At 45.0% G+C, this 24,828-nt stretch carries 17 protein-coding genes; 12 read left to right on the top strand and 5 right to left on the bottom strand.

Going from position 1 to position 24,828, the window contains the following annotated elements; genetic code table 11:
* Window positions 1-133 precede the first annotated feature (133 nt).
* Window positions 134-2,206: a prolyl oligopeptidase family serine peptidase gene (locus R6242_RS09675; RefSeq protein ID WP_318426240.1), complete on the top strand. Its 2,073-nt coding sequence runs from the start codon at window positions 134-136 to the stop codon at window positions 2,204-2,206.
* A gap of 81 nt (window positions 2,207-2,287) precedes the next feature.
* Here R6242_RS09675 and R6242_RS09670 read toward each other — a convergent pair whose 3' ends face one another.
* From R6242_RS09670 to R6242_RS09655, 4 genes are all read right to left on the bottom strand, one after another.
* Window positions 2,288-4,210, bottom strand: coding sequence for a PAS domain S-box protein (locus R6242_RS09670; RefSeq protein ID WP_318426239.1), 1,923 nt, complete (start codon window positions 4,208-4,210; stop codon window positions 2,288-2,290).
* A 144-nt stretch (window positions 4,211-4,354) separates the two neighbouring features.
* Window positions 4,355-4,915 (bottom strand): elongation factor P, encoded by a 561-nt coding sequence (gene efp / locus R6242_RS09665; RefSeq protein ID WP_293935843.1) that lies wholly within the window; start codon window positions 4,913-4,915, stop codon window positions 4,355-4,357.
* Window positions 4,916-4,952: 37 nt separating this feature from the next.
* Complete coding sequence (earP, locus tag R6242_RS09660; protein WP_318426238.1) at window positions 4,953-6,092, bottom strand: elongation factor P maturation arginine rhamnosyltransferase EarP; 1,140 nt, start codon at window positions 6,090-6,092, stop codon at window positions 4,953-4,955.
* Window positions 6,089-7,885, bottom strand: a complete 1,797-nt coding sequence (locus R6242_RS09655; protein ID WP_318426237.1) for a monovalent cation:proton antiporter-2 (CPA2) family protein — start codon at window positions 7,883-7,885, stop codon at window positions 6,089-6,091. Before R6242_RS09655 ends, earP begins: the two co-directional genes overlap by 4 nt.
* Window positions 7,886-8,267: 382 nt before the next feature.
* On the opposite strand from R6242_RS09655, the gene R6242_RS09650 reads away from it, so the two are divergent.
* Both R6242_RS09650 and R6242_RS09645 read left to right on the top strand, forming a co-directional pair.
* The gene (locus R6242_RS09650) at window positions 8,268-10,313 is read left to right on the top strand and encodes a M3 family metallopeptidase (RefSeq protein WP_318426236.1); all 2,046 of its coding nucleotides are present in this window, start codon (window positions 8,268-8,270) and stop codon (window positions 10,311-10,313) included.
* Window positions 10,314-10,546: 233 nt separating this feature from the next.
* A complete protein-coding gene (locus R6242_RS09645) occupies window positions 10,547-11,938 on the top strand; it encodes a diguanylate cyclase (protein ID WP_318426235.1) in 1,392 nt (463 codons plus the stop codon).
* A 50-nt stretch (window positions 11,939-11,988) separates the two neighbouring features.
* On the opposite strand, the gene R6242_RS09640 is transcribed toward R6242_RS09645, so the two are convergent.
* Window positions 11,989-12,963, bottom strand: coding sequence for a GGDEF domain-containing protein (locus tag R6242_RS09640; RefSeq protein WP_318426234.1), 975 nt, complete (start codon window positions 12,961-12,963; stop codon window positions 11,989-11,991).
* Between the two features lie 104 nt (window positions 12,964-13,067).
* Here R6242_RS09640 and mpl point away from each other — a divergent pair, with 104 nt between their 5' ends.
* The 9 genes from mpl (at window position 13,068) to R6242_RS09595 (ending at window position 24,348) form a co-directional block, all read left to right on the top strand.
* Entirely contained in the window at window positions 13,068-14,432 is a 1,365-nt protein-coding gene (gene mpl / locus R6242_RS09635; protein ID WP_318426233.1) for a UDP-N-acetylmuramate:L-alanyl-gamma-D-glutamyl-meso-diaminopimelate ligase, read from the top strand.
* Between the two features lie 275 nt (window positions 14,433-14,707).
* The gene (locus tag R6242_RS09630; RefSeq protein ID WP_318426232.1) at window positions 14,708-15,559 is read left to right on the top strand and encodes a PIG-L deacetylase family protein; all 852 of its coding nucleotides are present in this window, start codon (window positions 14,708-14,710) and stop codon (window positions 15,557-15,559) included.
* A 419-nt stretch (window positions 15,560-15,978) separates the two neighbouring features.
* Complete coding sequence (locus tag R6242_RS09625; RefSeq protein ID WP_318426231.1) at window positions 15,979-18,801, top strand: type VI secretion system Vgr family protein; 2,823 nt, start codon at window positions 15,979-15,981, stop codon at window positions 18,799-18,801.
* A gap of 2 nt (window positions 18,802-18,803) precedes the next feature.
* Window positions 18,804-20,174 carry a hypothetical protein gene (locus R6242_RS09620; protein WP_318426230.1) on the top strand — a complete coding sequence of 457 codons (1,371 nt, stop codon included), beginning with the start codon at window positions 18,804-18,806 and terminating at the stop codon, window positions 20,172-20,174.
* Window positions 20,174-20,827: a hypothetical protein gene (locus R6242_RS09615; protein WP_318426229.1), complete on the top strand. Its 654-nt coding sequence runs from the start codon at window positions 20,174-20,176 to the stop codon at window positions 20,825-20,827. Before R6242_RS09620 ends, R6242_RS09615 begins: the two co-directional genes overlap by 1 nt.
* 269 nt (window positions 20,828-21,096) lie before the next feature.
* Entirely contained in the window at window positions 21,097-21,402 is a 306-nt protein-coding gene (locus tag R6242_RS09610) for a hypothetical protein (protein WP_318426228.1), read from the top strand.
* A 6-nt stretch (window positions 21,403-21,408) separates the two neighbouring features.
* Window positions 21,409-22,170 carry a hypothetical protein gene (locus tag R6242_RS09605; RefSeq protein ID WP_318426227.1) on the top strand — a complete coding sequence of 254 codons (762 nt, stop codon included), beginning with the start codon at window positions 21,409-21,411 and terminating at the stop codon, window positions 22,168-22,170.
* A 579-nt stretch (window positions 22,171-22,749) separates the two neighbouring features.
* Window positions 22,750-23,136, top strand: a complete 387-nt coding sequence (locus tag R6242_RS09600) for a hypothetical protein (RefSeq protein ID WP_318426226.1) — start codon at window positions 22,750-22,752, stop codon at window positions 23,134-23,136.
* Window positions 23,137-23,733: 597 nt separating this feature from the next.
* Window positions 23,734-24,348, top strand: a complete 615-nt coding sequence (locus tag R6242_RS09595; RefSeq protein ID WP_318426225.1) for a hypothetical protein — start codon at window positions 23,734-23,736, stop codon at window positions 24,346-24,348.
* Window positions 24,349-24,828: the final 480 nt, after the last annotated feature.

The raw sequence follows: 24,828 nt of genomic DNA, 5'->3' as shown, positions 1-24,828 counted from the left end.
GCACAGTCCCATCACATTTATTGCCTAACCCCCTCCTGTCTTAGGCAAATATGCTATATTTTGTAACCCATATGGCATATGTACGCACAATACCTGCCACTCTGTTTAATCATTGATTTCAGCAAGGAAGAATATGCAAAAGGTATTACTTTCAATGGCACTGGCCAGCGCCAGCCTACTAGCCCACGCAGCTAGCGATCAATTTGAGTGGCTGGAAGACGTCGGTGGTAAAAAATCATTAGATTGGGTGAAGGCGCAGAATGCCACCAGCCGTAGCATGCTAGAAAAAGAAGCAGGTTTTGCTCCACTTAAAAATGATGTGCTGGATATTCTTAATTCTAAAGAACGCATTGCCTATGTAAATAAAATGGGTGGCTATTTTTATAATTTTTGGCGCGATGGCGAGCATCCACGCGGCGTTTGGCGACGCACAACTTTAGCCAGCTATAAAACGGCCAATCCAGAATGGGAAACCGTATTAGATTTAGATGCATTAGCCAAGGCCGAAAATGCCAATTGGGTTTATAAGGGCGCTGAATGCCGCTATCCAGAATATGATCGCTGCTTAATTAGCCTTTCTAAAGGCGGTGCCGATGCGGTAGAAACCCGCGAATTCGATTTAAATCAAAAAGCCTTTGTTAAAGACGGCTTTAGCCTACCAGAGGCTAAATCAGAAATCAGTTGGCAAGGTAAAGACGCCATCTTTGTTGCCACCGATTTTGGTAAAGACAGCCAAACTGATTCGGGCTATCCACGTATTGTTAAGCTTTGGCAGCGCGGCACACCACTTGCTAGCGCCAAGACGATTTTTGAAGGGCAGAAAACCGATATTAGTGTTTCGGCGCTTGTGGCAGAAGAACCTGGCTTTCGCCGCGAAATCATCCGCCGTGGCGTCACGTTTTACACCAATGAAACTTATCTAAGAAGTGGCGATAAACTCAGCCGCATAGCGATTCCGGACGACGCCAACGTGCAGTTTTTTGGCGCTCAGCTCCTAGTTACAGTAAAAGCTGCGTGGACGATAGGCGATAAGACTTGGCCAAGCGGCAGTCTGCTGGCGATTAATTTTGATGCTTTCCAAGCCGGTAAACGGGATTTTACGCCGCTGTTTACGCCTAGCCTAAGCACCTCGCTTAATGGGCTAACTGCCACTAAAAACTATCTGCTGATCGAATCACTAGATAATGTAAAAGGCCGCCTCACCGAATGGCGCTTTAAAGATGGGCAATGGGCACAACGCAGCGTCAATGCACCCGCGTTTGGCAGTATTGGTGCCACGGCGATTGATGCCGATTCAAGCGATGATTATTTCTTTACCCATGCCGATTTTCTGACGCCAGATTCGCTTTACCTTGCTAAAGCAGGCAGCGATGAGCGCGAGCTGCTTAAACAACGCCCCGCTTTTTTTGACGCCAGCAAAATGGAAATCGCACAAAACCAAGCCGTTTCTAAAGATGGCACCCATGTGCCCTACTTTATTGTTAAGCCTAAAAACTTAAAACTCGATGCCAATACCCCAACACTGCTGTATGGCTATGGTGGCTTTGAGGTAAGCCTTACGCCTTATTATTCGGCGGGTGTTGGCAAAGCTTGGCTAGAAAAAGGCGGCGTGTATGTGCTGGCCAATATTCGTGGTGGTGGTGAATTTGGCCCACGCTGGCATTTAGCCGCACTCAAAGAAAACCGTCAGAAAGCTTACGATGATTTCATTGCCGTAGCAGAAGACCTCATTAGCAAGAAAATCACCCAGCCTAAAAAACTCGGCATTATGGGCGGCAGTAATGGTGGATTATTGATGGGTGTGATGATGACGCAGCGCCCAGATCTATTCGGTGCCGTGGTTTGCCAAGTGCCGCTACTGGATATGCGCCGCTTTAATAAGCTGCTGGCAGGCGCATCGTGGATGGGAGAATACGGCAATCCGGATGTACCCGCCGAGTGGGATTACATCAGTAAATATTCGCCTTATCAAAATATCAAAGTCAAAACTCAATACCCAAATATCCTCTTTACCACCTCCACCCGAGATGATCGCGTTCACCCAGGGCACGCACGCAAAATGATGGCGAAGATGCAAAGCATGGGGGTGAAATCGGCGTGGTATTTTGAAAATATGGAAGGCGGCCACGCAGGTGCAGCCGATAATAAGCAAAAAGCCGACATGACCGCGCTGGAATACAGCTTTTTGTGGAAGATGCTAAAGTAATAATAGCTAAGGGTGGGTGCGTTGCTACGCCCACCCTAAAGCTCAGCTAATCAATACTAAGCCATGATATTTTGCAGAAAGCTACTGCACACATACTCTTGATTTACCCGCTCGCTTGGCCTCGTACATTGCTGCATCGGCGGTGTTCACTAGTTGGTCAGGTGTTTTTTCGGTGCCGGGCAAATAAAGAGTAATACCAATACTGGCACTGACATGTGCAGTATTTGGGCCAAGTAAGATAGGCTCCTGAATACGCAACAGCAGCTTTTCTGCTAATACACACGCATCCTGAACACCTCCACTTAAAAGCTCTAAAATCAGAGTAAATTCATCTCCAGCCAAGCGTACAACCGTATCGGTATCGCGCACACTTTCACGCAAGCGCTGGGCAATTGCGCATAAAACGGCATCGCCCGCTTCATGCCCATACGTGTCATTCACCGCTTTAAAGCCATCTAAATCAAGAAATACAATAGCCAGAGGAACACGTAGACGATTTGCCCTTGAGATCGCTTGTGGAATTAGCTCAAACAGCGTTCGCCGATTAGGTAGCCCAGTAAGCAAATCATGCCTTGCCTCGTGCTCACGCTTTAATTCGGCCTGTTTGCGCTCAGTAATATCATGCAAAAAAGCACTAAAAATGACTTGCCCATCAAGATGTAAAGCACGAATTCTGACCTCTGTAGGTAGCACACTCCCATCACGCCGTAAGGCAGGTAGCTCTAGCCGCTGATTAAGTACCTTGTGCTCACCAGCAATATGATAATGCTTCATCCCTGCTCGGTGTGCCTCGCGCATTTCTGGGGGGATAATCAATTCATCTAAGGCGCAGCCAATGGCCTCTGATGCGCTCCAGCCAAAAGTCTGCTCGGCCTGGTGATTCCACTCAATGATGACACCCGCCTGATCTGTGCATACATAAGCATCATTAGCATTTTCAATCACCATGCTTAATTCTGCTTCACGTTTACGTAATGCTTGATCTGATTGCTGCTGCTGAGCAATGGCTAAAGAAAGCTTTTCATTAGCCTCTTGTAAATCATGAGTGCGGGCCAACACACGCTCTTCTAAAGAAAGCTGTAAGGCCACAAGCGATGCTTCTGCCTCTTTCTTTGCCTGTATGTCCTTAATAACCGACACAAAATAATCAAGCTCACCCGTCTGGCCCACATACTTGGTCACCACTAGCTGCACCCATACCGTGCTGCCGTTTTTACAGATATAACGCTTTTCAAGCTGATAACGATCAATTTTATCAGCCACTAGCTGCTGTAACAGATTGAGATCGCTATCAAGATCATCTGGATAAGTAATATCCTGAAATGTAAGCTGGAATAATTCAGCCTTGCTATAGCCAACAATCTGGCAAAGCGCATCATTCACACTAATCCAACCACCATCTGGTGCAACCAAGGCAATACCCACTCCGGCTCGCTCAAATACCGTACGGAATCGTGCCTCAATAGCCTGAATTTTTTTCTGTGAATAATTCATCTGGCTGCGTGCAAGCAACACGGCCTCACGCATTTGCACTTCTTTATTAATCAAATCGGCAAGAGCCACCAAAATACTCACTTCATCTTGAGTGAGGACACGGGGTTTTGAATCAATCGCACAGAGCGTACCAAGCGCCAAACCGCCAGCGCTTCGAATCGGCATGCCTGCATAAAAACGAATATTAGGCTGGCCAGTCACCAGAGGATTATCCGCGAAGCGCTTATCTTGTGTGGCATCCTGCACAAGCATAGGGCCTCTATTCATAATGCTATGGGCGCAAAAAGCGAATTCACGCGGCGTTTCTGTGGCATCTAGCCCCACTCGGGATTTAAACCATTGCCGGTTCTCATCAACCAAAGAAACCAAGGCAATAGGCACTTGCAGGATTTGAGAAACCAAACGCGTAATCAGATCAAAAGCAGGCTCTGCTTCGGTATCAAGCAGCCCCAGCGCGTGCAAAAGATGCAAGCGCTCGGTTTCATCAGGGGGAATAGGAGGCTGGGTCATAAAGGGCAATATTCAATAGGGCTGATACCACTATAGCTACTGCCAAGCAATTCAGAAAATACTTCGTGCTGGTTTGAAGTTACGTTTTTCAAGCACAAAAAAAACCACCTTCTGCAAGGTGGCTTATCTGATTCATAACGGCGATTAAGCGCGTTTTTTGAATTCGTTGAAGCGTGTGTCGATTTCGATTTTGTCGCCGATTTCAATAAATGCCGCAACTGGCAATTCAAAGCCATTCACCAGACGGGCTGGCTTCATTACTTTGCCTGAAGTATCGCCGCGAACTGCTGGCTCGGTGTAAACCACTTCACGCACGATGGTTGTAGGCATTTCAACCGAAATAGCCTTACCGTCGTAGAAGGTTACATCGCAAACATCTTGCATGCCGTCTTCGATAAAGTTGATGGTATCGCCCAGATTGTCTTTTTCGATTTCGTACTGTTCGAACTCAGTATCCATAAATACATACATTGGATCAGCGAAGTAGGTGTAAGTACATTCTTTGCGATCTAATGTAACTACTTCAAATTTTTCATCCGCTTTGTAAACGTTTTCTGATGCAGAAGTGCCCAGCAAGCTTTTTGCTTTTACTTTTACAACAGAAGAGTTACGGCCAGACTTGCTGTTTTCGGTTTTTTGAACGACCCAAGGTTGACCGTCAACCATGATTACGTTACCAACGCGAACTTCTTGTGCAGTTTTGATTGCCATTGCGGTGTTTACCTAGAGCTTAAGATGATGGTTAAAATTTAACGCCGTATTTTACCTTGCTATTGACGAATTTGACCAGATTAGTGGCAAGATCCCCGCGTCGTAATAATTGCTCTGCCCAGCCCTGAGCGTGTTCCCGTAGGCTAGGCAAGGCTGGCAGAAGCTTGTGCCATGCGGCTTGCAGATCGCCAGCATGATTCCAAGCCAGCCAAAATTCATTTAAAACCAATGCCACTTCACGTGGACAAGTGGCTAAATAATGCATCAAAAACGCAGCTAATTTCACCCTATGCGCGTCGTCATCTTGCGGATAGATATGCCAAACCATAGGTAGGCCAGCCCACTGCGCCCGCACAAAGGAATCCTCCCCCCGCACAAAGTTTAGATCGCAGCTCCATAGCAGCCGATCGTAATCATCTTGCGATTGCATCGGTAGCACCGTCAGCGTTAGGGATCCAAGCGCAATAGTTTGCCCAACACACAGATCCTGCCCAAGCGCGGCGCTGGCCAAAGGCAGCAGCAAACCTTCGGGCATAAATACTTGCACGGGCGTGCTTGAGCTCTGCCAAAGCTGTAATAACTCGGCGAGGCCAGAGTTTGCATAGGCAAATAGCGAAATCTTCAAGGAATCCGCCTGTGGCCGTTGCCACTGCGCCAAATACGCATCGGCATCCGCCACCAACCACGCAGCCCTTGCCACCCGCTGCACCAGCTCGCCCAATACTCCACCTGTGCCATCCACAAAGCCAGGAAAGAAAAAGAACTTAGGCAAGCCTTGAGCTGGCGATGGCAGGCCATGGCAGCCAAGCACCCAATCTTCGCCAGAAAGGTATTCTAAATTAAGCCACACTCGGTCACTCGGCATAGCCTTCATCGCGGCGATATAGCTGGCAGGTAAATCACAGGCAAAGGCCTCGATCACCACATCGCTGGGTTCAAGCTCAATAGCAGGCTCGCGCCAGTGCAAGACTTCTACGCCACTACACTGCTGCTGGCATTGATCAAGGGCAATATCGCTTTGAATACGCTGAAAGCTGGCTAAATCATCCACCATCAGCCGCACGGTAAAGCCATATTCAGCGTGCAATTGCCGTGCTAATCGCCAACACACGCCAATATCGCCGTAATTATCCACCACGCGGCAAAAGATATCCCAACGGCTATTACTCATTTACCCGCCACTTTTGTTTCTTCGCTTGCATAAAGATTTCTATCCGCCACAAATAGATCGTGCATTTGTTGGCGATTTTCTTTAGCCAAAGCCATTAAGGCGGGCATATCGTCTTTATGTTCTAATTGCTCTAATAAAGAGGCTTCATCATGGCGCTGAAAAATATCAATCATTCGCTCAGCATGGGCCGGTGCATAGCCCAAGGCCAGTAAAGTGTGCTCCGCCGCCGTTAAGCTGCTTTCCCATACCTCACGAATCACCACATCAACATTTAAATCCATTAAAGACAAAGCATGCGTGCGATTATGTGCTCTAGCAATAATAGTTAAATGCGGAAATTTGCGTTTTGCCATTTGAGCCAAATGCAGGGAATCGCTAATATTATCAATGGCAATTAATAAAACACTCGCCTGCTTAGCTCCTGCTTTTCTTAATAAATCATAACGCGTTGCATCGCCAAAATAAATTTTATGCCCTACTTTCTTTAAAAACTCAATATGCTCTGGATCTTTATCTAAGGCGGTAAATTGCATCCCCTTAGCGGCCAATAATCGCCCTGTAGCTTGGCCAAAGCGCCCAAAACCAGCAATCATAACTTTATTGGTTTCAAACTTTACATTACTATAATCAACTTTCTTCTCTTTGCCTTTACGTTTAATTAAGGATTCAAACAGCAGAAGCAAAGGGGCATTCAGCGCCATCGATAAGCCAACAACAATCGTGATTTGCTCAGTCGATTGCTTATCCAAAATATGTAATGATAATGCCTGCGCCATCACCACAAAAGCAAATTCACCGCCTTGTGCCAGCATCAAACCCAACCTAAAGCTATTACGCTTAGATTGCCCTGTATACGCAATAATACTGCCAATAATCGAGGTTTTAACCAGTAGCAGCAATAAAGAACCGCCTAATAAAACCCAAGGATTGGCAAATAAAAGGTGCAGATTAATACTGGTGCCAATAGTAATAAAAAACAGCCCAAGCAATAAGCCTTTAAACGGCTCGATATCCGCCTCTAATTGATGCCTAAAGCTAGAATTAGCCAGCATAATCCCCGCAATAAACGCGCCCATCGGCATGGATAAACCCGCGTATTCAAAACCTAATGCCGCACCTAATACAATCAATAAAGCTGCCGCCGTCATCACTTCAGAATTGCCATATTTAGCCACAATTCTAAGCAAAGGGTTGAGCAAATAGGTGCCAATAAGCAGCGTGATTAGCACGGCCACTAAGCCCAGCCACCAAGGCGCAATATGCCCATTGGCATTAGATGCCATTGCTTGTACGCCGAGTAATACGGGAATAACCGCTAAATCTTGCATCAGCAAAATGGCAAAGCCAATCCGCCCAAGCGGTTGATTTAGCATGCTGCGCTCTTTTAATAATTGCACAGCAAAAGCGGTAGAGGATAAAGCCAGCGTAATGCCAATTAAGAGTGATAATTTAAACTCAAGGCTCAACGCTAAGGCCGCTAAGCCGCCCAAGGCCAAACAGCACAACAGTAATTGCGCGCCCCCCAGACCAATGATTTTTTTACGCATTTGCCATAATGATTTTGGGTTTAACTCTAAGCCCAAAACAAATAATAACAACACCACACCGATCTCAGCAAAATCAAGCACGGCGGCGGGATCTTCAATAAACCCTAAAAAATAGGGGCCAACCACCACGCCTGCCGCTAAATAACCCAGGATAGAGCCCAAATTAAATCGCTTAAAAATAGGTACTGCAATCACCGCCGCAGCCAATAAAACCACCGAAGTGTGTAATAGCTGATTATTCTCCAACGCATACTCCTTTACTATTGCTTTCTATAGATGACGGCGTAATAGGGCATCACACAATCCTCTGTTGTTCCGCATTATTACACTTAAGCGCCGCAGCGTTTATAGCACTTAGCACATGAGATTGACTCGATAATTTTCCCTATTAGCCAAAAAATAATACACATATTTACAAAACATAAATAAGGAAATCACCTGTCTGTGGTGATTTAACAATGCTTATATTTATTTTTTTAGTGCGGTATAGCATTTTTCAAGAAAAAACACTTTACTCAAACGCTATTCAAATAGAAGTTGGCATAAAGTGCTTATGCTACAAGCCACAATGGCCAGCAATATGCCGTTCAAATAAAATACTCATCTCAATCCAATAAGGCATTTATCAATGAGCATCTCAAGCAACCCTCTATTGCAAAATTGGCAAACGCCTTATGGCTTGCCACCCTTTGATCAAATTTTACCTGAGCATTTTACCCCTGCTTTTGGCACCGCCATGGCGCAGCACCATGCAGAGCTAGATGCCATTGCCGCACAAACCAGCCTAGCTAATTTTGCCAATAGCGTGGCTAGCTTCGAAGCAGCAGGCGCTTTGCTAAGACGTGTGAGCCATGTTTTTTATAATCTGACTTCATCAGAAACAAGCGAGAAGCTACAAGCCATAGAGCTGGTATTAGCCCCAGAATTAGCCACGCATAATACTGCGGTTTATCAAAATGCTGGGCTATTTGTGCGCTTGGATGCGCTTTATCAACAGCGCCAAGAACTAGGCCTATCCACAGAACAAATGCGTTTATTAGAACGCATTCATCTAGATTTTGTGCGAAATGGTGCTCAATTAGCGGGTGAAGCGCGTCAGCGTTTTGCCAGCATCGTGGCCGAGCTGGCAAGCCTTTGCACACAGTTTGCGCAAAACGTACAAAATGATGAAGCGGAGTATCGCTTAGCCTTGAGCGGTGAAAACGATTTTGCCGGCCTACCAGCAGCCATTATTAACTCCGCCAAGCAAGCTGCGGCAGATCGCGGCATTGATGGCCATGTGATTACCTTATCGCGTTCATCAGTCGTACCTTTTCTGACGTACTCCAGCCGCCGTGATTTACGGGAAGCGGCCCATACCGCATGGAAAGCCCGTGGTGAGCACACGGGTAAAACCGATAATCGCCCCATCGCACCGCGTATTTTAGCCTTGCGCCAAGAGCAAGCACAGCTTTTGGGCTATGCTCATTTTGCCGATTATGCGCTGAGTGATCGAATGGCAGGCACGCCACAAGCCGCACTAGAGTTACTGCACAAAGTTTGGACGCCCGCACTGGCCCGCGTTAAAGAAGAGCAAGCCGATTTGCAAACCCTTGCCGCCCAATTGGGCGAGCCGCTGGATATTCAGCCTTGGGATTGGTTTTATCTGGCAGAAAAGCAGCGCAGCGCCCGCTTTGATTTAGACGATGCTGAAATCAAGCCATACTTTGCACTAGAGAATATGATTGCCGCCGCCTTTGATTGTGCTGGCCGTTTATTTGGCCTGAGCTTTAGCGAGCGCTTTGATCTGCCGCTATATCACCCAGATGCTCGCCTCTGGGAAGTGCGCCGTAATGAAGAAGTGATTGGGCTGTTTATTGGCGACAACTTCTCCCGTACCAGCAAGCAAGGTGGGGCGTGGATGAATGAATTCCGCCCACAAAGCCGCAGCAATGGTCAGCGCATCCTACCGATTGTGACCAACAATAATAACTTCTCTAAAGCCCCCGCAGGCCAAGCAACCCTGCTGTCTTTTGACGATGTACGCACCTTATTCCATGAGTTTGGCCACGGCCTGCATGGTTTGCTATCTAATGTAGAGTTTGAAGCTTTGGCAGGGCCAAATGTGGCAAGGGATTATGTAGAACTGCCATCGCAGCTATTCGAAAACTGGGCAGAACAAGATGAAGTGCTTAAAAAACACGCACTACACATCGATACCGGCGCGGCCATTCCTGATGCACTCTTGGCTAAAATCCAAAATGCTCGTTTCTTTAATCAGGGCTTTGAAACCGTTCGCTATCTAGGCTCCGCCCTCTTAGATTTACAAATCCATATGGATTTAAGCCATAAGCTGCACGATATCAGCCGCTTTGAAAGCGAGGCACTCAGCGCTTTAAGCCTGCCCAAAGCCGTGGGCATTAATCATCGCCTGCCGCATTTTGGGCATCTATTTGCTGGTGATGGCTACGCCGCAGGCTACTACGTGTATATGTGGGCCGAGGTTCTAGAAGCAGATGCTTTTGATGCTTTTATCGAAACTGGCGATGCTTTTGATCCTGCCACGGCCGAACGGCTCTATCGCAATATTTATAGCGTCGGTAACTCAATCGATCCAGCGAGCGGCTTCCTTGCTTTCCGTGGCCGCGCGGCAGAGGTGCAAGCATTATTACGTAAACGGGGCTTGAGCGATTAATCGCTTATTTTAAAAATCTACGGCAGCCGATTTGTATTGAAAACCATCACAAAGCGCCTGTCCGTAGATCTAAATACCGCACTGAAATACATAAAAGGCATGCATAAAGTACTATGCTGCAAGGCAAATATCACAGTGTAATCAGTTAAAAAGCAGCGCTTTACCACTGCTCCCATTTTCAACTTTATTGGGGCGTTAAAGCGCTGCACTACTTAAATGATGAAAGGTCCAGCATGAATTCCCCAATAGAACTAAAGCCTACGCTATTAATTGTTGATGGCATGCCTAGCAGTATCGCCGTACTGAGCGCCTGCCTGCAGGATGACTATCATGTACTTAGCACCACGAACGGCCACTCTGCATTAGAAATTGCCACCCAAGCTTTGCCTGAGTTAATTTTGCTGGATGTTATTATGGGTGAATTAGATGGCTACACCGTCTATGAGCAACTAAAAGCCAACCCCATCACCCTCCATATCCCCGTTATTTTTGTGAGCTCATTATTAGAGGCCGCAGATGAAGAGCGTGCATTTGCCTTAGGTGCGGTGGACTATATAACCAAACCTATTAGCCGACCACTCTTATTGGCCAGGGTTCGCTCCCATATTCTGCAAAAAATAAACAATGATAAATTATTAGCCTTTGCCCAAGAATTAAGCCAAAAAGAACTAGAGGCAGATAAATCTAAACGATTACTTAATGCAGTATTGGATGCAATTCCTATTCGCGTATTTTGGAAAGACCCAGATTCACGTTATTTAGGCTGTAATCGCCATTTTGCCAATGATAATGGCGTTGATTCATCAGAAGACATCAAAGGCAGAACAGATTTTGATTTAATGCCCGAACGTGCCTTTGCCCTACAAGCATTTGCCCATAGCGTGATTAGCACGGGGCAAAGCTTGCTCAATCAAGAAGGCGCAATTACCACCCATGATGGCAAGCTCACTCATATCAGCTTAAACCACGTTCCTCTATTAGCCACCGATGGATCAGTCATTGGTATTGTGGGCGCATATGAAGATATCACTCAAAGGAAAAACACCTTTGATGCACTACAAGACGCCAAAATTAAATTAGAAACCAAACTAGAAGAAATAGAAGCATTACAAGATAAGCTACTTGAAGCTGCAATTAGAGACCCATTAACTGGCCTTTATAATCGCCGCTATTTAACCGAAACACTGGATATTATGCTGGCACAGGCCACACGTAATGATATGCAGCTCAGGGCGGTTATGATTGATATCGACCATTTTAAAGCAGTTAACGATACACATGGCCATGCAACTGGGGATGAAGCGCTTAAATACCTAGCGCAGTTTTTAGCGACCCAATCTAGAACAAGCGATATTGTTTGCCGCTTAGGAGGAGAAGAATTTCTTATTTTGATGATGGGCGCTACGGCAGAAAACGCCCAAATAAAAGTAGATAAATATCGTGAAGATTTTGCTAATTTAACGATAAGCCATCAGCAAAAAATCATCAATTTAACCTTTTCAGCAGGAATAGCGACCTACCCACAACACACTGAAAACTCGAAAACACTGCTTGAATATTCAGATTTAGCGCTCTATGTATCCAAGCATAATGGGCGTAATCGAGTCTCTATATTTACTTTATAAACAAGCCAGTCTATTTAGCAGGCTAGCTTTGCTTATTTGCGCCGCCAATACTATTCAGCCATCTCAATTAAACCTCGGCCATTGCGCTTGGCTATATATAAAGCCTCATCTGCCCTTAGTACCAAAGCTCGACCATTTTCATCATCGCGTAATGCCGCAATACCCGTAGAAAAGGTGACTTCCAAACGCTGCTGTTTATGCATAAATGGATTACGGCGACACATTTGCTGCAAGCGCTCTAATACATAACGCGCACCATGCATATCTGTTTCTACTAATAAAATTAAAAATTCTTCGCCACCATAACGCACTAAAATATCGGTATCTCTTAATACTGATTTGGCTAAGCCTGCGATATGAATCAATACATTATCGCCAACCGCATGCCCAAATCGATCATTAACTAATTTAAAATCGTCTAAATCAAATAGCACCACAGACAACTTATGGTTATGACGTTGCGCTAATTTTGCCTCACGCACCAAACGATTATCAAAACCTTGACGATTCATCGCCCCAGTTAGGGCATCTTGCTCTAAAATCTGTCGGTTAACGGCCAGATCTTGCTCGATACTGCGCACCGAATCACGAATCGTTTGCAAATCAACACTAGATGCCGATACCGATGAGTGCAATTCAGAAGTCGAGCTAATAATGCTATTGAGTAATGATTCTAGCTTGGAGTGCGTATCGTCCGTGCTCGCCCCCAGCTCTAGATGAGCGCGGCGAGTATCCTGCAACTGCCCCAAGCTAGCCGACATGGCTTCACCACCGCCGGCCAAGGTGCTCAGCAATTGCTCCGTTGAATCGCCCACATCGCCTAAAATATCCTCAACTTTATACAGCAGCTGCCAAGCTTGTAAGGTTTCAAACGATGTTTTTGCATTGGGAGATTTAATCGTGGCAATGGCGTTATAAAATTTGGTGTAATTCTCAGGAGTGGGAGGCAAGCCCCGTTCTGAAAGCTTTTTAAGCGCAATCCGTGCAATTTCTACCGGAATGACAGACTCTGATGCATTAGACATAGACAGGCAAGGCCGTTACACAATAATTTAGAAGAACGATTGTACGCAAACACGAGCGATGAATCTATGACAATACCTTTAATACCCTAGGAATTTAAATCATTATGCATATACATATCCTCGGCATTTGCGGCACTTTTATGGGTGGTATTGCCGCATTGGCACGTGCTAGCGGCCATAAAGTGACCGGCTGCGATGCAAATGTCTATCCACCGATGTCCAATCAATTAGAGGCGCTAGGTATTGAGCTTATTGAAGGCTGGGACTTAGAGCAGCTTGATTTAGGCGCAGATCTTTACGTAGTGGGCAATGTGGTGACGCGTGGCAACCCTCTGATGGAAGCCATCCTCAACCGTGGCCTACCTTACACATCTGGGCCACAATGGCTTGGGGATAATCTATTGCGAGATAAATGGGTGCTGGCCGTGGCCGGTACGCATGGCAAAACCAGTACCAGCTCAATGCTGGCTTGGATTCTAGAATACGCGGGCTTAGCGCCTGGTTTCTTGATTGGTGGCATCCCTGAAAACTTTGGCATTTCTGCGCGAGTCCCAGGGGCTCCAAAGCAAGATGCAGCATCCACCTCGCCCTTTTTTGTGCTTGAGGCAGATGAATATGACACGGCTTTCTTTGATAAGCGCAGCAAATTTGTGCACTACCGGCCCCGTACCGCCGTACTGAATAATCTTGAATTTGATCACGCCGATATTTTTGCCGATTTAGCCGCGATTGAAACCCAATTCCATCATCTAATTCGCACCGTACCCAGCCTTGGCCGCCTGATTGTAAATGGTAAGGAAGCTAGCCTAAAACGGGTATTGGATAAGGGCTGCTGGAGCGAAGTAGAATATTTTGGCGGCGCCTCAGGCTGGCGTGTAGGGCAATGCTTTGACGATGGCTTTGAAATAAAATTGGGCGAACAATCACTGGGCGAGCTGCACTGGGATCTGCTTGGTGAGCATAACCAAATGAATGCGCTAGCCGCTATAGCCGCTGCGCGCCATGTTGGCGTTAGCCCTGAAGTTGCGATTGCTGCCCTTGCAGAATTTAAAAACGTAAAACGCCGGATGGAAATAAAGGGCAATAGCAAGGGCATCACCGTTTACGACGACTTTGCTCACCACCCTACTGCCATTGCCACCACCGTGGCGGGCTTACGTCAAAAAGTGGGCAACGCGCGTATTTTGGCGGTGCTAGAACCACGTTCTAACACCATGAAGCTGGGTAGTATGAAAGAAGCGCTGCCAGGCAGCCTAAGCGACGCCGATCTGATTTTTTGCTACGGCGCCAACTTGGGCTGGAGCAGCCAAGACGCACTAGCCTCCCTTGGCGCACGCGCACAAAGCTTTGATGATTTAGACCAACTGATTGAGTCCATCCGCAAAATAGCCCAAGCAGGCGACCATATTTTAGTCATGAGCAACGGCGGCTTTGGCGGCTTACACGACAAACTATTAGCAGTGCTTTAATCGGGGCCAATCAGGAAGCGAGGGGTCTGGGGTCTAGTTTCGTAGGGTGGGTTAGCCAGCTTTTCTGGCGTAACCCGCCGTGCACAGACTGTGCATAACCCACCATGCACAGAGACGCTGCAAAACGCTTTGCGAAATCACAAGCCAGCCACCTTTGGTGCCCCCATCCCACTTACAAAAGTTTATACTAGCTAAGTATTTTTACTTACAATTCAAAACCCAGTACGCAGGCACGGCATACTGCCCACTGCATCATAAGATTTGGAGAAGACTGCATGAGCAATCCCTATATCGAGCTGGTAAAGGCCCACGATGCTCTGTTACAAAAGCAAGATGCTCCACTATTTAGCGCATTAGACGGCCTAACGATCGCGGCAAAAAATACCTCTGGCCCCGTGGCAATGGTGTTTGCTCCGCACCCAGACGATGAATGCATTATTGGAGCCTTACCGCTGCGTTTAGCCCGTGAAGATGGCTATCGCGTAATTAATATTGCAGTCACCCTTGGCTCTAATCTGCCTCGCCAGCCAGAGCGCTTGGCCGAACTTGATCGTGCCTGTCAGGTACTGGGTTTTGAATTACAAGAAACCATCCCCGGTGGCCTGATGGCGGTGAACCCAAAAACCCGAGATAGCGACCCAACCGCATGGGCTGAAAAAGTAGCCGTAATCGCAGCACTGATTGAGCAGTACCAGCCAACGGTATGCGTAGTGCCAAACGACAACGACGGCCACGCCGCGCATATCGGCACCCATTATTTATTGCTAGATGCACTGGCTAAACTTGGCCACGCCTGCTTTGTGGTGCAATCTGAATTCTGGCGCGCCATGGCAACGCCTAATGCCCTGATCGAAACCACCATCACCGACACCGCCGACCTCATCGCCGCACTGGCCTGCCACGTGGGCGAAGTACAGCGCAATCCCTACCATCTGCGCTTAACCTCATGGATGGCCGACAATGTACGCCGTGGTGCCGAAGTAGTAGGCGGCGCAGGCGTAGCCGCCCCAACCTTCTCGTTTGGAACGATTTACCGTATTGATCGTTTTGATGGCAAGGCACTGCAAGACTCTGGGCAGAAATATATTCTTTCTGCTGGGGATAAAATCGGAAGCATCTTTAAATAATAGCGGCCAGGGCACGAGATGCTCTGCACTGTAGGATGGGCACGATTTTGTGCCCACCCTAAATGGGTGACTCCCAAAGATAATGCCATGCACCCCATGCGGCACGGAAGAGTAATAAACCAATAAAATCAACAACTTATAAAAACTCACTTTTGCCATTAACCCGCAACAAACTACAACAGCCTGTAACAGTTTTACGCAAAAATCACGCCAAGAACTCATCTTTACCAAGTCCCCCATTCTTCCAAGGTACATTCTACTTAATAACTGCATAGAATTTTCTTGAAACAAGAATAAGCAAAATACCTTACAATGTATAATTTTGTTCATAATTACACCCTACATTTTTCTACAGATTAGATCAGCAAGCGCAAAGCTTCGTGTAATATACAGAACTTCTCGTAAGCCCTTGGTTTCTCATGACCTTTGATCTACTTGCCTCTTTCGCCGCTGCTTTTAATCAAGAACAGCGTCTTATTTCTCTTCAATTGGGGGACGGTACGGCATGGGGTGAACAGTTACTCCCCCAGCACGTCACAGGCAGCGAGGGGATTAATCGGGCTTATTGCTATCAGATCGAATGTCTTTCCCCCACTGGCGATTTAGAGCTTAAATCGCTATTAGGCTTGCCGGTGGTATTGTCTATTGCAGATGCCAATGGCGATGCAATTGAGCGTTGCGGGGTAATCTCGCAAGCTCAACTATTGGGATCTGATGGCGGCTTTGCTAAGTATTCGCTCACCGTAGAGCCGCCTTTTGCACTGCTTAGATATCGCCGCACTTCTCGCATATTCCAAGATTTAACCATTGTCGAAATAGTGAAGCAGATCTTGGCCGAACATCAGGCTAAAAATCCGGTGTTTGCTGCCGTGCAAACCGTTGATTTCAAATTATCCGGCGAATATCCACCACGCTCTTATTGCGTGCAATACCGAGAAGACGATCTTGCCTTTGTGTGCAGGCAGCTCAAAGAAAGCGGCCTTTCTTGGCGTTTTGAGCATCTGGCGGGAGCGACCGAGCGAGGTAGCGCAGCGTCGCGAGGAAGTACACCACAAGTGCAGCTGGTGGTGTTTGATGATGTTTTTTCGATTCCCGAAGCTTTAGACCCCATCGCCAGATTTCACCGCGCATCGGCCGCAGAAGAAAGCGATTCACTCACGACATGGCAGACGCAGCGGCAAATTGGTAGTAGCTCGGTGGCTTTGGCTAGCTTCGATTACAAAGCCACTAGTACCAGCCACAGCCAGAGCGATAGCGCGGTTGATCAAGGCGATGGCGCGGTTGATCAAGGCGATGGCGGACAGCAAATTCAATCCAGCCTCGAATATTACGACCCACAGGCGCATTACTACGCCAGCGATTTAGACCAGCTGAACCACGATGCTAAGCTGCGCCAAGATGCTTTAGACGGGCAAAAGAAATCGTTTACTGGCTCTGGCACTTTACGCAGCCTGCAAGCGGGGCAATGGTTTAGATTAGAAGATCACCCCGCCCACGAATGGGACTCAGCCGAGCAAAGGGAATTCGCTGTTACCGAGCTTAACTTCACCGCAAATAATAATTTGCCGGTGGATTTAAGCCAGCAATTACAATTAATCGCCCCCAGCCTACTTGCCGCTTCGGCTAAAGATAGCGCACCTTATCAAGTAGACTTTACCGCCCAAAGGCGCGGCCAGCCTCTGCTTAGCCATCTAGGCCAGCAAGAATTTACTAAGCCCACCAGCCTAGGCGTGCAAACAGCTACCGTGGTTGGCCCTGCGGATACCGAAGTCCATACCGATGAGCTAGGCCGGATTAAGCTCCAAATGCACTGGACTAGAAGAGCTGAACACCCCGAGTTTGGCGCAAATATGGATGACAAGTCTTCTTGCTGGATTCGTGTTGCCTATCCATCAGCAGGCGCGGGCTTTGGTCATCAGTTCATTCCGCGAATCGGCAATGAGGTGACCGTTGATTTTATCGAAGGCGATATCGACCGCCCGATTGTGACCGGTGTAGTTTACAACGGTAGCCATTCAGTACCCGCGTTTAGCGGTGCTGGCGCTTTGCCTGCCAATAAAACGCTATCAGGCATCAAAAGCAAAGAGCATGAAGGCGGCCAATACGGCGAACTGCTGTTTGACGACAGTAAAGGTGAAGTACGCACAAAACTATCCAGCGAGCACGGCAAAACTCAGCTTAACCTTGGCTATTTAATCCACCCGCGCACCGACGGCAAAGGCGAGCCACGCGGCGAAGGCTTTGAGCTGCGCACCGATAATCAAGGCGCAATCCGCGCCAACGGCCTGCTGATTAGTACCGAAGCCAAAAACGGCGCAAGCGGCAAGCAACTTGACCATAGCCCAGCCCAAAGCCAGCTTGAATCAGCTTTAGCGTTGGCCCAAAGTCTAGGCGAAACAGCCACCAAGCAACTCGCTGATACTATCGAAACCGGCGAAGGCGATAAAACCGTCAAGCCAGACAATAGCGCAGGCGGCAAAGCCACCACCGGCCACTTGCACCACCACGTACACGCCAGCAAAAGCCTTGAAGCAGGCAGCAACACAGACAAAGACGGTAAGAGCAAATCCAAAGACCAGGCGGGTCAGCAAAAAATCATCCTGCTACACGGGGAAGACGGCGTAGCGATCACCAGCCCGCAAAGCCAAACGATTACCGCAGGCACAAACTTAGACCTTGTTGCTCAGCGCGACACCAATCAAACCTCTGGCCGCCGTTGGATTCACAACGTAGGCCAGCATATCAGCCTGTTTGTAGCTGGGGTAAAAGACAAAGTTGCACTCAAACTGATCGCAGCCAAAGGCAAAATCCAGATGCAAGCACAAAGCGATGACGTTGAAATCACCGCAGACAAAAACGTCAAAATAACTGCCTGCAAAGAAAAAGTAGAAATCGCCGCAGGGGACGAAGTGCTCTTCACAGCGGGCGGCGGCTATATCCGATTAAAAGGTGGCAATATCGAAATTCATTGCCCAGGGGAAGTGAGTATTAAGGGCGCGAACCATGAGATAAGTGGAGGGCAAAGCCTTATGCAAAGCTATAAACTGGAAGGAAAAAAAACCGATATGCGTGTGCGCTATGAAGATGCTGATGGTAACGCCCCATCTGGAGAGAGTTTTCAACTAATAACGCCGGATGGCGCTAAGCAGGCTTTGGAGCTTGGTGGGGATGGTTGGGTAGAATTGAAAGGTATTGATTTTGATAAGTTTAAAGCAGTGCAAACTCGTAGGAAGGATGGTTAATTATGAGCAAATTACCTGAAAATAAACTCTATATCTGCCTACCGGGGGAGGATGCAAAAGGTGTGTTGGCTGGTTGCGATAATCGAATTATTTTACGCAAACACCGGGATGTAATTTTTGATATAAATTTGAAGAAAGGGAATCGCTACACACTGCGTGCGGAAAAGAGTAATTTTTATGATGAAAAGCGCAAAAAATTGGTCGAAATAAAGAAAAAACAATTTTCACAATTTGATGATGGTGAACGTTTTTATATTAGGGTTTCAAGAGAGTTTAAAGGAAATTTAATACTGGAACTAAATGGCAAGGCAATTGGAAAATACCAACCCAATGCGTTGGACGATAAACAGTATGATGGTGATCCGAAAATTAAACCTGAGCCTATGATGGTCGTCATTGGGCAACAATCACGTAGCTCCCTTGAGTGTAAAATGGGGGATTTAAATTCGTTTTATGACCAATCAGTCCAACCAGGAAATCAGGATTTCTATCAAAAGTACCTTGCGGACCAAAAGCTCAAGCCTAGCCAGTTTGATTATATAAAATATGTAGAGCAGAAACCTAAGTTTGAGGAGCGTGCTGTTGTCGGCCTAATTGCTGAAAGTGACTTAAAGCCTACAGCTCTTAGTGACCTTCAGCGAACAGGATCAATTAGTGGCGACCCGGCTCAATTACTCAAAGAACCGAGAGATAATAGCCAACTTGGTGTAGTAGTGGCCAATTTAGCAAATGAAGCGAATTCAGCATTAACTGGTAGTGTTATGACCGCTAATGCATTTAAAGAAACTGCAGGATATGCTCAGTCAAATTGGCGTATTTTTAACACATTAGGCATGAAATTATATGTTGAAAAAGCCAATAAAGGGATGTACCGCTATGTATTAAAAGGGCGTTTACTTACTTTTACAGGCGTTGCGGCAACAAAGACAACGATTAAAGCTCCAATTGGAAATGCAAAATTTGAGCATCTTGGTAGTGGTTACCAGTATCGAGGGAGGGGAGGGTTAGGTTCAATGAAACGTATTTATATTATAACTAAAGCTAATTTTGGCGGGGGTATGAAAATTGGCGCTATTGGCACAGTGATTGATATATTCGGCGATGCGAATGAAGTTTTTTTGAAAGATGGAAGTAGCCATGACTTTAGTGAGTTTCTAGGCCGTGCGGGGGTATCTGTTTTAAAAGCGGGAGCAACGGCTGCAATTGGTGGTGCGTTTGCTGCCATAATATCTATGGGGGCCGCCACTTTAGGTGCACCTGTAATTATGGTTGTAGCGCTAGTAATTGTTGGCTATATCATTGCTGCTGAAATCGTTGATTATATTGATAACTCAACAGGTGCGAAAGAGTCTGCTGCAGCATGGGCAAGATAATGAACACACTACAAAGGACCGCATTATACGGATTCATATTTATCACGGTATTGTCTATACTGGGCGCGGTACTGATGCTGAGAAAATATACTGTTGGTGTTGATTTGATTTTCAATCCAGTTATTCTTTTAATTGCAATCACTCTAGTTGTTGCAATGGCAAATTTAATTCTTAATTTCAAAGCCATTCCAAGTAGCCCCTCAGCAAAGATTGCAACTAGAGGTATGGTTGTTCTAGTAGCTTCCTGCCTTTCTTCTGGAGTTGGTCTTCCTGGTATCTACCTAATAAATAGCGAAATAACAAAAGTTGTCGTGATCACGCTTTTAGTGCTGACTTTAGCGTTTATGCTAATAAAAACGTGGTTAAAAGCAAGGGGGATAAAGGAAGAACTATTAGTAGTTATAAAACAAAAATACTCTGAAAAGAGTGCGCAAGAGCTGATTGATGACAATTTATCTGTTATGCATAATTTGCCATTATTTCTTTCTGTGATGATCCTTGCTCTACTTCTCGTGGGTTATAACACAATTAGAGCATTTCCTACTTTTTCTGGTATATGCCTTTTGTTTGGTGCTGGTTTTATTTCTTTAATTTGCTATCAGTTTTCATTCGCTTGCTGGCTGGTGGCTGGCCGGATTAATAAATTAAAATGAAAGCCTTGCAAGGTGGGTTATGCCTGCGGCTAATCCACCCTACACGGATTTTTTATAGTTTTTTTGTTAATTAAACAATTATCTATTAAATTAATTTCAGCCCCAAATAAAGTCAGTCTATAGGGGTAGGCATTGCGGTTATTTTTTCTATAGGTATTAGTGTTGCTGAGTGGTATACCGACTATAGCAAACTAGATGCACATGGAAAACCTACGAAAGATTTTTTTGATTTAGCTGGCAATGTTGGACTGAGTCTGGTTAAAACTGTAGTGGCTGGAGAAATAGGCAGCCTAGCATTAAGCTTTTTTGCTTCAATTGGAATGATGGCGGGGCTAACTCCTATAGGCTTGATCGTCGCTGGCATTGCTGTGGGAATTTCTATAGCTATAGGATTTTATTTAAACAAAGCTGATGCCGAGCATTCAGCTACAAGTAAATTAACGGATGCTCTAAGAAAGTCATGGGAATATATTACAAGCGTTGAACCAAACTCTTATAAAGCAACATACCGCCCCTATGGTGTTAATACATCATTGCACCCTGCAAGCAATTACCCAACATCAAGGAAAAGTTAAATTTTTATGAGTAAAGAAATCGATTTCCCCATCTCGGAACTATATAAAAAGATAATTTCTGGTTGTTTTATTTTTATCTTTTTTTTATATAAATTCTGCGAAAGCATGTACCGCGAAACAAGCTATTACATTTATATAACAGGTTCAGTATTTTATGTTATTTCTTTTTTCGTCTGCCTAGGGGTTTTATTTAAAATATATAGAAATAATTTTGAAAGCACTCTATTAAATTACTTTTTATTATCACTCACTTTTATTTTTGTATTTTCTTCTATTTTCCCATTTAATTTCCTACTTCTATCGCTAATAGCTCCACCCATGCCCTTAGTGTTGGCCATTCCTTTAGGACTAGGTGTTATTCTATACATTTACCTAAGTATAAAAAAATCAATACAAATAATAGAAAATTGTCCAGCAGTCATTAAACTAACGACATCTGGCTTCTTTAACGATGGTACAAAAATAATTATCAAAAAAAAATCCATGAACGCGATTGATGACACAATAAATAAGTACCCATTCAAATTCATAGAATTAATCGCAACTGCTTTACCCGTATTAATTTTAATAGGTCTAGCAATGGTTGGCGGTGTTTATAAACTATCACCCAACCCTGATTTAATGGTTAGATATTTTTGTGCGGCCCTTAGCTTTATAATATCACCACCATTAATATTCATGATGGTTTACACCATTTATTTAAACTATATTATTCCAAAACGACTATTTGGCGATGAATGGAAAAACGTATGGCGTGAAATTGAATAAATAAAAAAATTTTGGCTAATCCTTTGTTTCTTTAAACATAAAAAACATATAACTAGGATCAGAGCAAAGTTAAATTAGCTTTCTTTGGCCCTAAAAAAACTAAGCAAAATAAAATTTAATTTTGTTATGACCCCAGTTAATCTCTGTTATTCAGCCTTGCACCCCATGCGTGAGGGGTTTAAATCTAGCCCACAGAATCAAACACTTAGCATTAAGCCCCATTGAAGAGCATCACCACAAATCACAACTGATAACCACCCTACCCCGCAAAAATCCCGCAGGTGAAGTAATCAAACGAAATAGCTGAAATATAGCCTTCATGACAGATGAACAAGCAAAGCCTTTATTTTGTACTATGCTTAGCCTGTCACGAAACTTGCTTATTAGTTGCATGGTGCAAACATCCGCCTTGTCAGGTGTAGCATCTTGATATAAGACACTTCAGGCTGCGCCCGGTAAAGCATTCCAGAGGGGCGAAGCGTTTTTATACACCCAAGGTGGTGGTTTTTTTGCCGTTTTCGGGTGTCTACATCTTGTTAGCGGCAAAACCTAAACAGCACGAATATTGGAGATCCCAACATGGGCGAATGGTCTGAGTACTTCGAAGATTTCCCAGAAGAAAATCCTGCAAATTATGCAGACGGTAGATTCAATCCTGAACTGGCAAAAACAATCCAGCGGGAAGAGCAAAAAATCTCAGATGCACGTGAAGAAATAAATAAACTTCTTCTAAATGCTTGGCTTAATGAAAAAGAAAAACACTATCTAGCCACCGAAGAATGCCCGCAATGTGGCTTAAAAGAGCTAAAAATATACAACATAAATAACAATTACTACCTTTGCGAGTGCCAGGATTGCGGCACATATGGAAAAGGCAAAACTCACGAAGAAGCAACAGCAGCTATCATCGATGCCTTTGGTGACGGGTTGAATTGGCGGGAAATCACGGGACCGTGGAGCCGCTAACAAGGCGCTCAAATCGCTCACTTCGTTCGCTGGGACAGGCTAAAGCCTGCCCCTTAGCTTAATCGTTAGGCACAGCTACTAATTATTTTATTTTTTAGTTGGCGCGTTGTAGTGGCAGTTTGTGTTGCGGTGCGCTGATGTTTTTATTCTGTTTTGCAGCTTTCTGTTTACGTGGTTTATTAATACGCTTTTAATTCGTTTTCTCCGTTTTAGTGGCTTTCTTATTTAGTTTTGTGGTTTGCTACGAAAAACGGGGTTTTGTTTTTTGTGCAGCCGTACTACGCCTAACATGGCATTCAAGCAGACTGGCCGGAACGTGCGGCTTTTTATTCAATTGCAGCGTAGGCCAGCTGCTTAATTTTTACGTTAGAAATGGGAGGTCTGAGAATGTAATTGTTCCAAATGGGAAACTCAGCGTTAACTCTTGGGCAGATAAAGGAAGTAGTCCCGAAAATTATCTTGAGGTAACTAAGCGCGTCAATAGTCAGGGGCTAGAATTTGCTGAAAAAAGGTTACCATGTTTTGAAAGCGCTTACTTCGCTCTTAATGATGAAGTCGTCCCTCCTGAAAACTTTGACCCTATTTTGGTGTGAAATTATGAAAAAATTATATTATATTTTTTTATTTATGTTTGCTTTTAGTGCAAAAGAAGCACTTTCTAGTGATGTCAAAAAAATAAATTATTGCGACATTGTTTGGTTGTCAGTTGTTAGCCCTATTGATTCAAATACAATAAGAAGGAATTCAAACAACCTTCAAAGAGTTAATATGCCTGCATGGGGCAAGGGGGCAGATTTAAGCTCCGCTAGAATAAAAACAAACCTTGCTGCATGTGATAGGGTTATTCCAATAAATAGGACTGATAATAGGAAAAAGTCTGAAGCATTTATTGACCTTAAAAGCTCTATTCCTGAATTGATTTTAAAGAAAATAAATGACAACAGCCTAACATCATCAGATCTAGTTGATGATGGAGTACCCGTCGAAGGTCTGAATGTAGAGTTCAAAAAAAATGATAAGGGAATTTTTTATTCCATTGACAAAAAAATTTCTGACTCCGTGAGTAATAAAGAATTTTCATTTTATTCTTTATCAGGAAATCCTCCTTATATTCGTTACTCTGTAAATTACAACCCAAAAAACAATATGGATCTTGATTTTATAAAATCAGTAAATTTATTGTTTTCTACAATGGAGACAAATTGGAATTAATGGAGTAAGTACTATATTGCATAATATTTATGGTCTTATCTTATCATGCGGGTGCTCATTTTTATCTAAGCTAGGCCGCAGCCTTTATTTTTTGATTCCAAAGGTGTTAACCTATGTAATTAATGAGGTTATATTAATTAGGGTGGCAAGTGAAAATTAACTCGTGTAGCAAAAAATATTTCATTGAATTTTTGAGTATGAAGATTGAAATTTACGTGTTCTTTGCTTTGGTGACTATATTTAACTATGCGAGCGCTCAAAATATTATAGCCTCTAGGGTTTCGGAATAACTGGGGTCAGAGTAAAGTTAAATCCTCTTTCTTTGGCTCTAAGAGCATTAAGCATCGTAGGATTTAATTGTGGTAGAGTAGAGAGCAGGTTTTCACCTACCCTCCCTCATCAAACCGTGCATGCGATTTTCCCGCACACGGCTTTCCGATGTTCTTCACATCAAGCATGCGCTAATTTCCAACCTGCTGT

The sequence above is a fragment of the Iodobacter sp. CM08 genome, from assembly GCF_033446605.1.
In the GTDB taxonomy this organism is placed as follows: Bacteria; Pseudomonadota; Gammaproteobacteria; order Burkholderiales; family Chitinibacteraceae; genus Iodobacter.
Note: the sequence above shows the minus strand (reverse complement) of the source record. Positions and strands in the feature narration are given on the sequence as shown.

Excerpts from the sequence above, each read along its gene's own strand:
- R6242_RS09675 (WP_318426240.1), top strand. The coding sequence starts at position 134 with ATGCAAAAGGTATTACTTTCAATGGCACTGGCCAGCGCCAGCCTACTA.
- R6242_RS09670 (WP_318426239.1), bottom strand. The coding sequence starts at position 4,210 with ATGACCCAGCCTCCTATTCCCCCTGATGAAACCGAGCGCTTGCATCTT.
- earP (WP_318426238.1), bottom strand. The coding sequence starts at position 6,092 with ATGAGTAATAGCCGTTGGGATATCTTTTGCCGCGTGGTGGATAATTAC.
- R6242_RS09650 (WP_318426236.1), top strand. The coding sequence starts at position 8,268 with ATGAGCATCTCAAGCAACCCTCTATTGCAAAATTGGCAAACGCCTTAT.
- R6242_RS09645 (WP_318426235.1), top strand. The coding sequence starts at position 10,547 with ATGAATTCCCCAATAGAACTAAAGCCTACGCTATTAATTGTTGATGGC.
- R6242_RS09640 (WP_318426234.1), bottom strand. The coding sequence starts at position 12,963 with ATGTCTAATGCATCAGAGTCTGTCATTCCGGTAGAAATTGCACGGATT.
- mpl (WP_318426233.1), top strand. The coding sequence starts at position 13,068 with ATGCATATACATATCCTCGGCATTTGCGGCACTTTTATGGGTGGTATT.
- R6242_RS09630 (WP_318426232.1), top strand. The coding sequence starts at position 14,708 with ATGAGCAATCCCTATATCGAGCTGGTAAAGGCCCACGATGCTCTGTTA.
- R6242_RS09625 (WP_318426231.1), top strand. The coding sequence starts at position 15,979 with ATGACCTTTGATCTACTTGCCTCTTTCGCCGCTGCTTTTAATCAAGAA.
- R6242_RS09620 (WP_318426230.1), top strand. The coding sequence starts at position 18,804 with ATGAGCAAATTACCTGAAAATAAACTCTATATCTGCCTACCGGGGGAG.
- R6242_RS09615 (WP_318426229.1), top strand. The coding sequence starts at position 20,174 with ATGAACACACTACAAAGGACCGCATTATACGGATTCATATTTATCACG.
- R6242_RS09605 (WP_318426227.1), top strand. The coding sequence starts at position 21,409 with ATGAGTAAAGAAATCGATTTCCCCATCTCGGAACTATATAAAAAGATA.
- R6242_RS09600 (WP_318426226.1), top strand. The coding sequence starts at position 22,750 with ATGGGCGAATGGTCTGAGTACTTCGAAGATTTCCCAGAAGAAAATCCT.
- R6242_RS09595 (WP_318426225.1), top strand. The coding sequence starts at position 23,734 with ATGAAAAAATTATATTATATTTTTTTATTTATGTTTGCTTTTAGTGCA.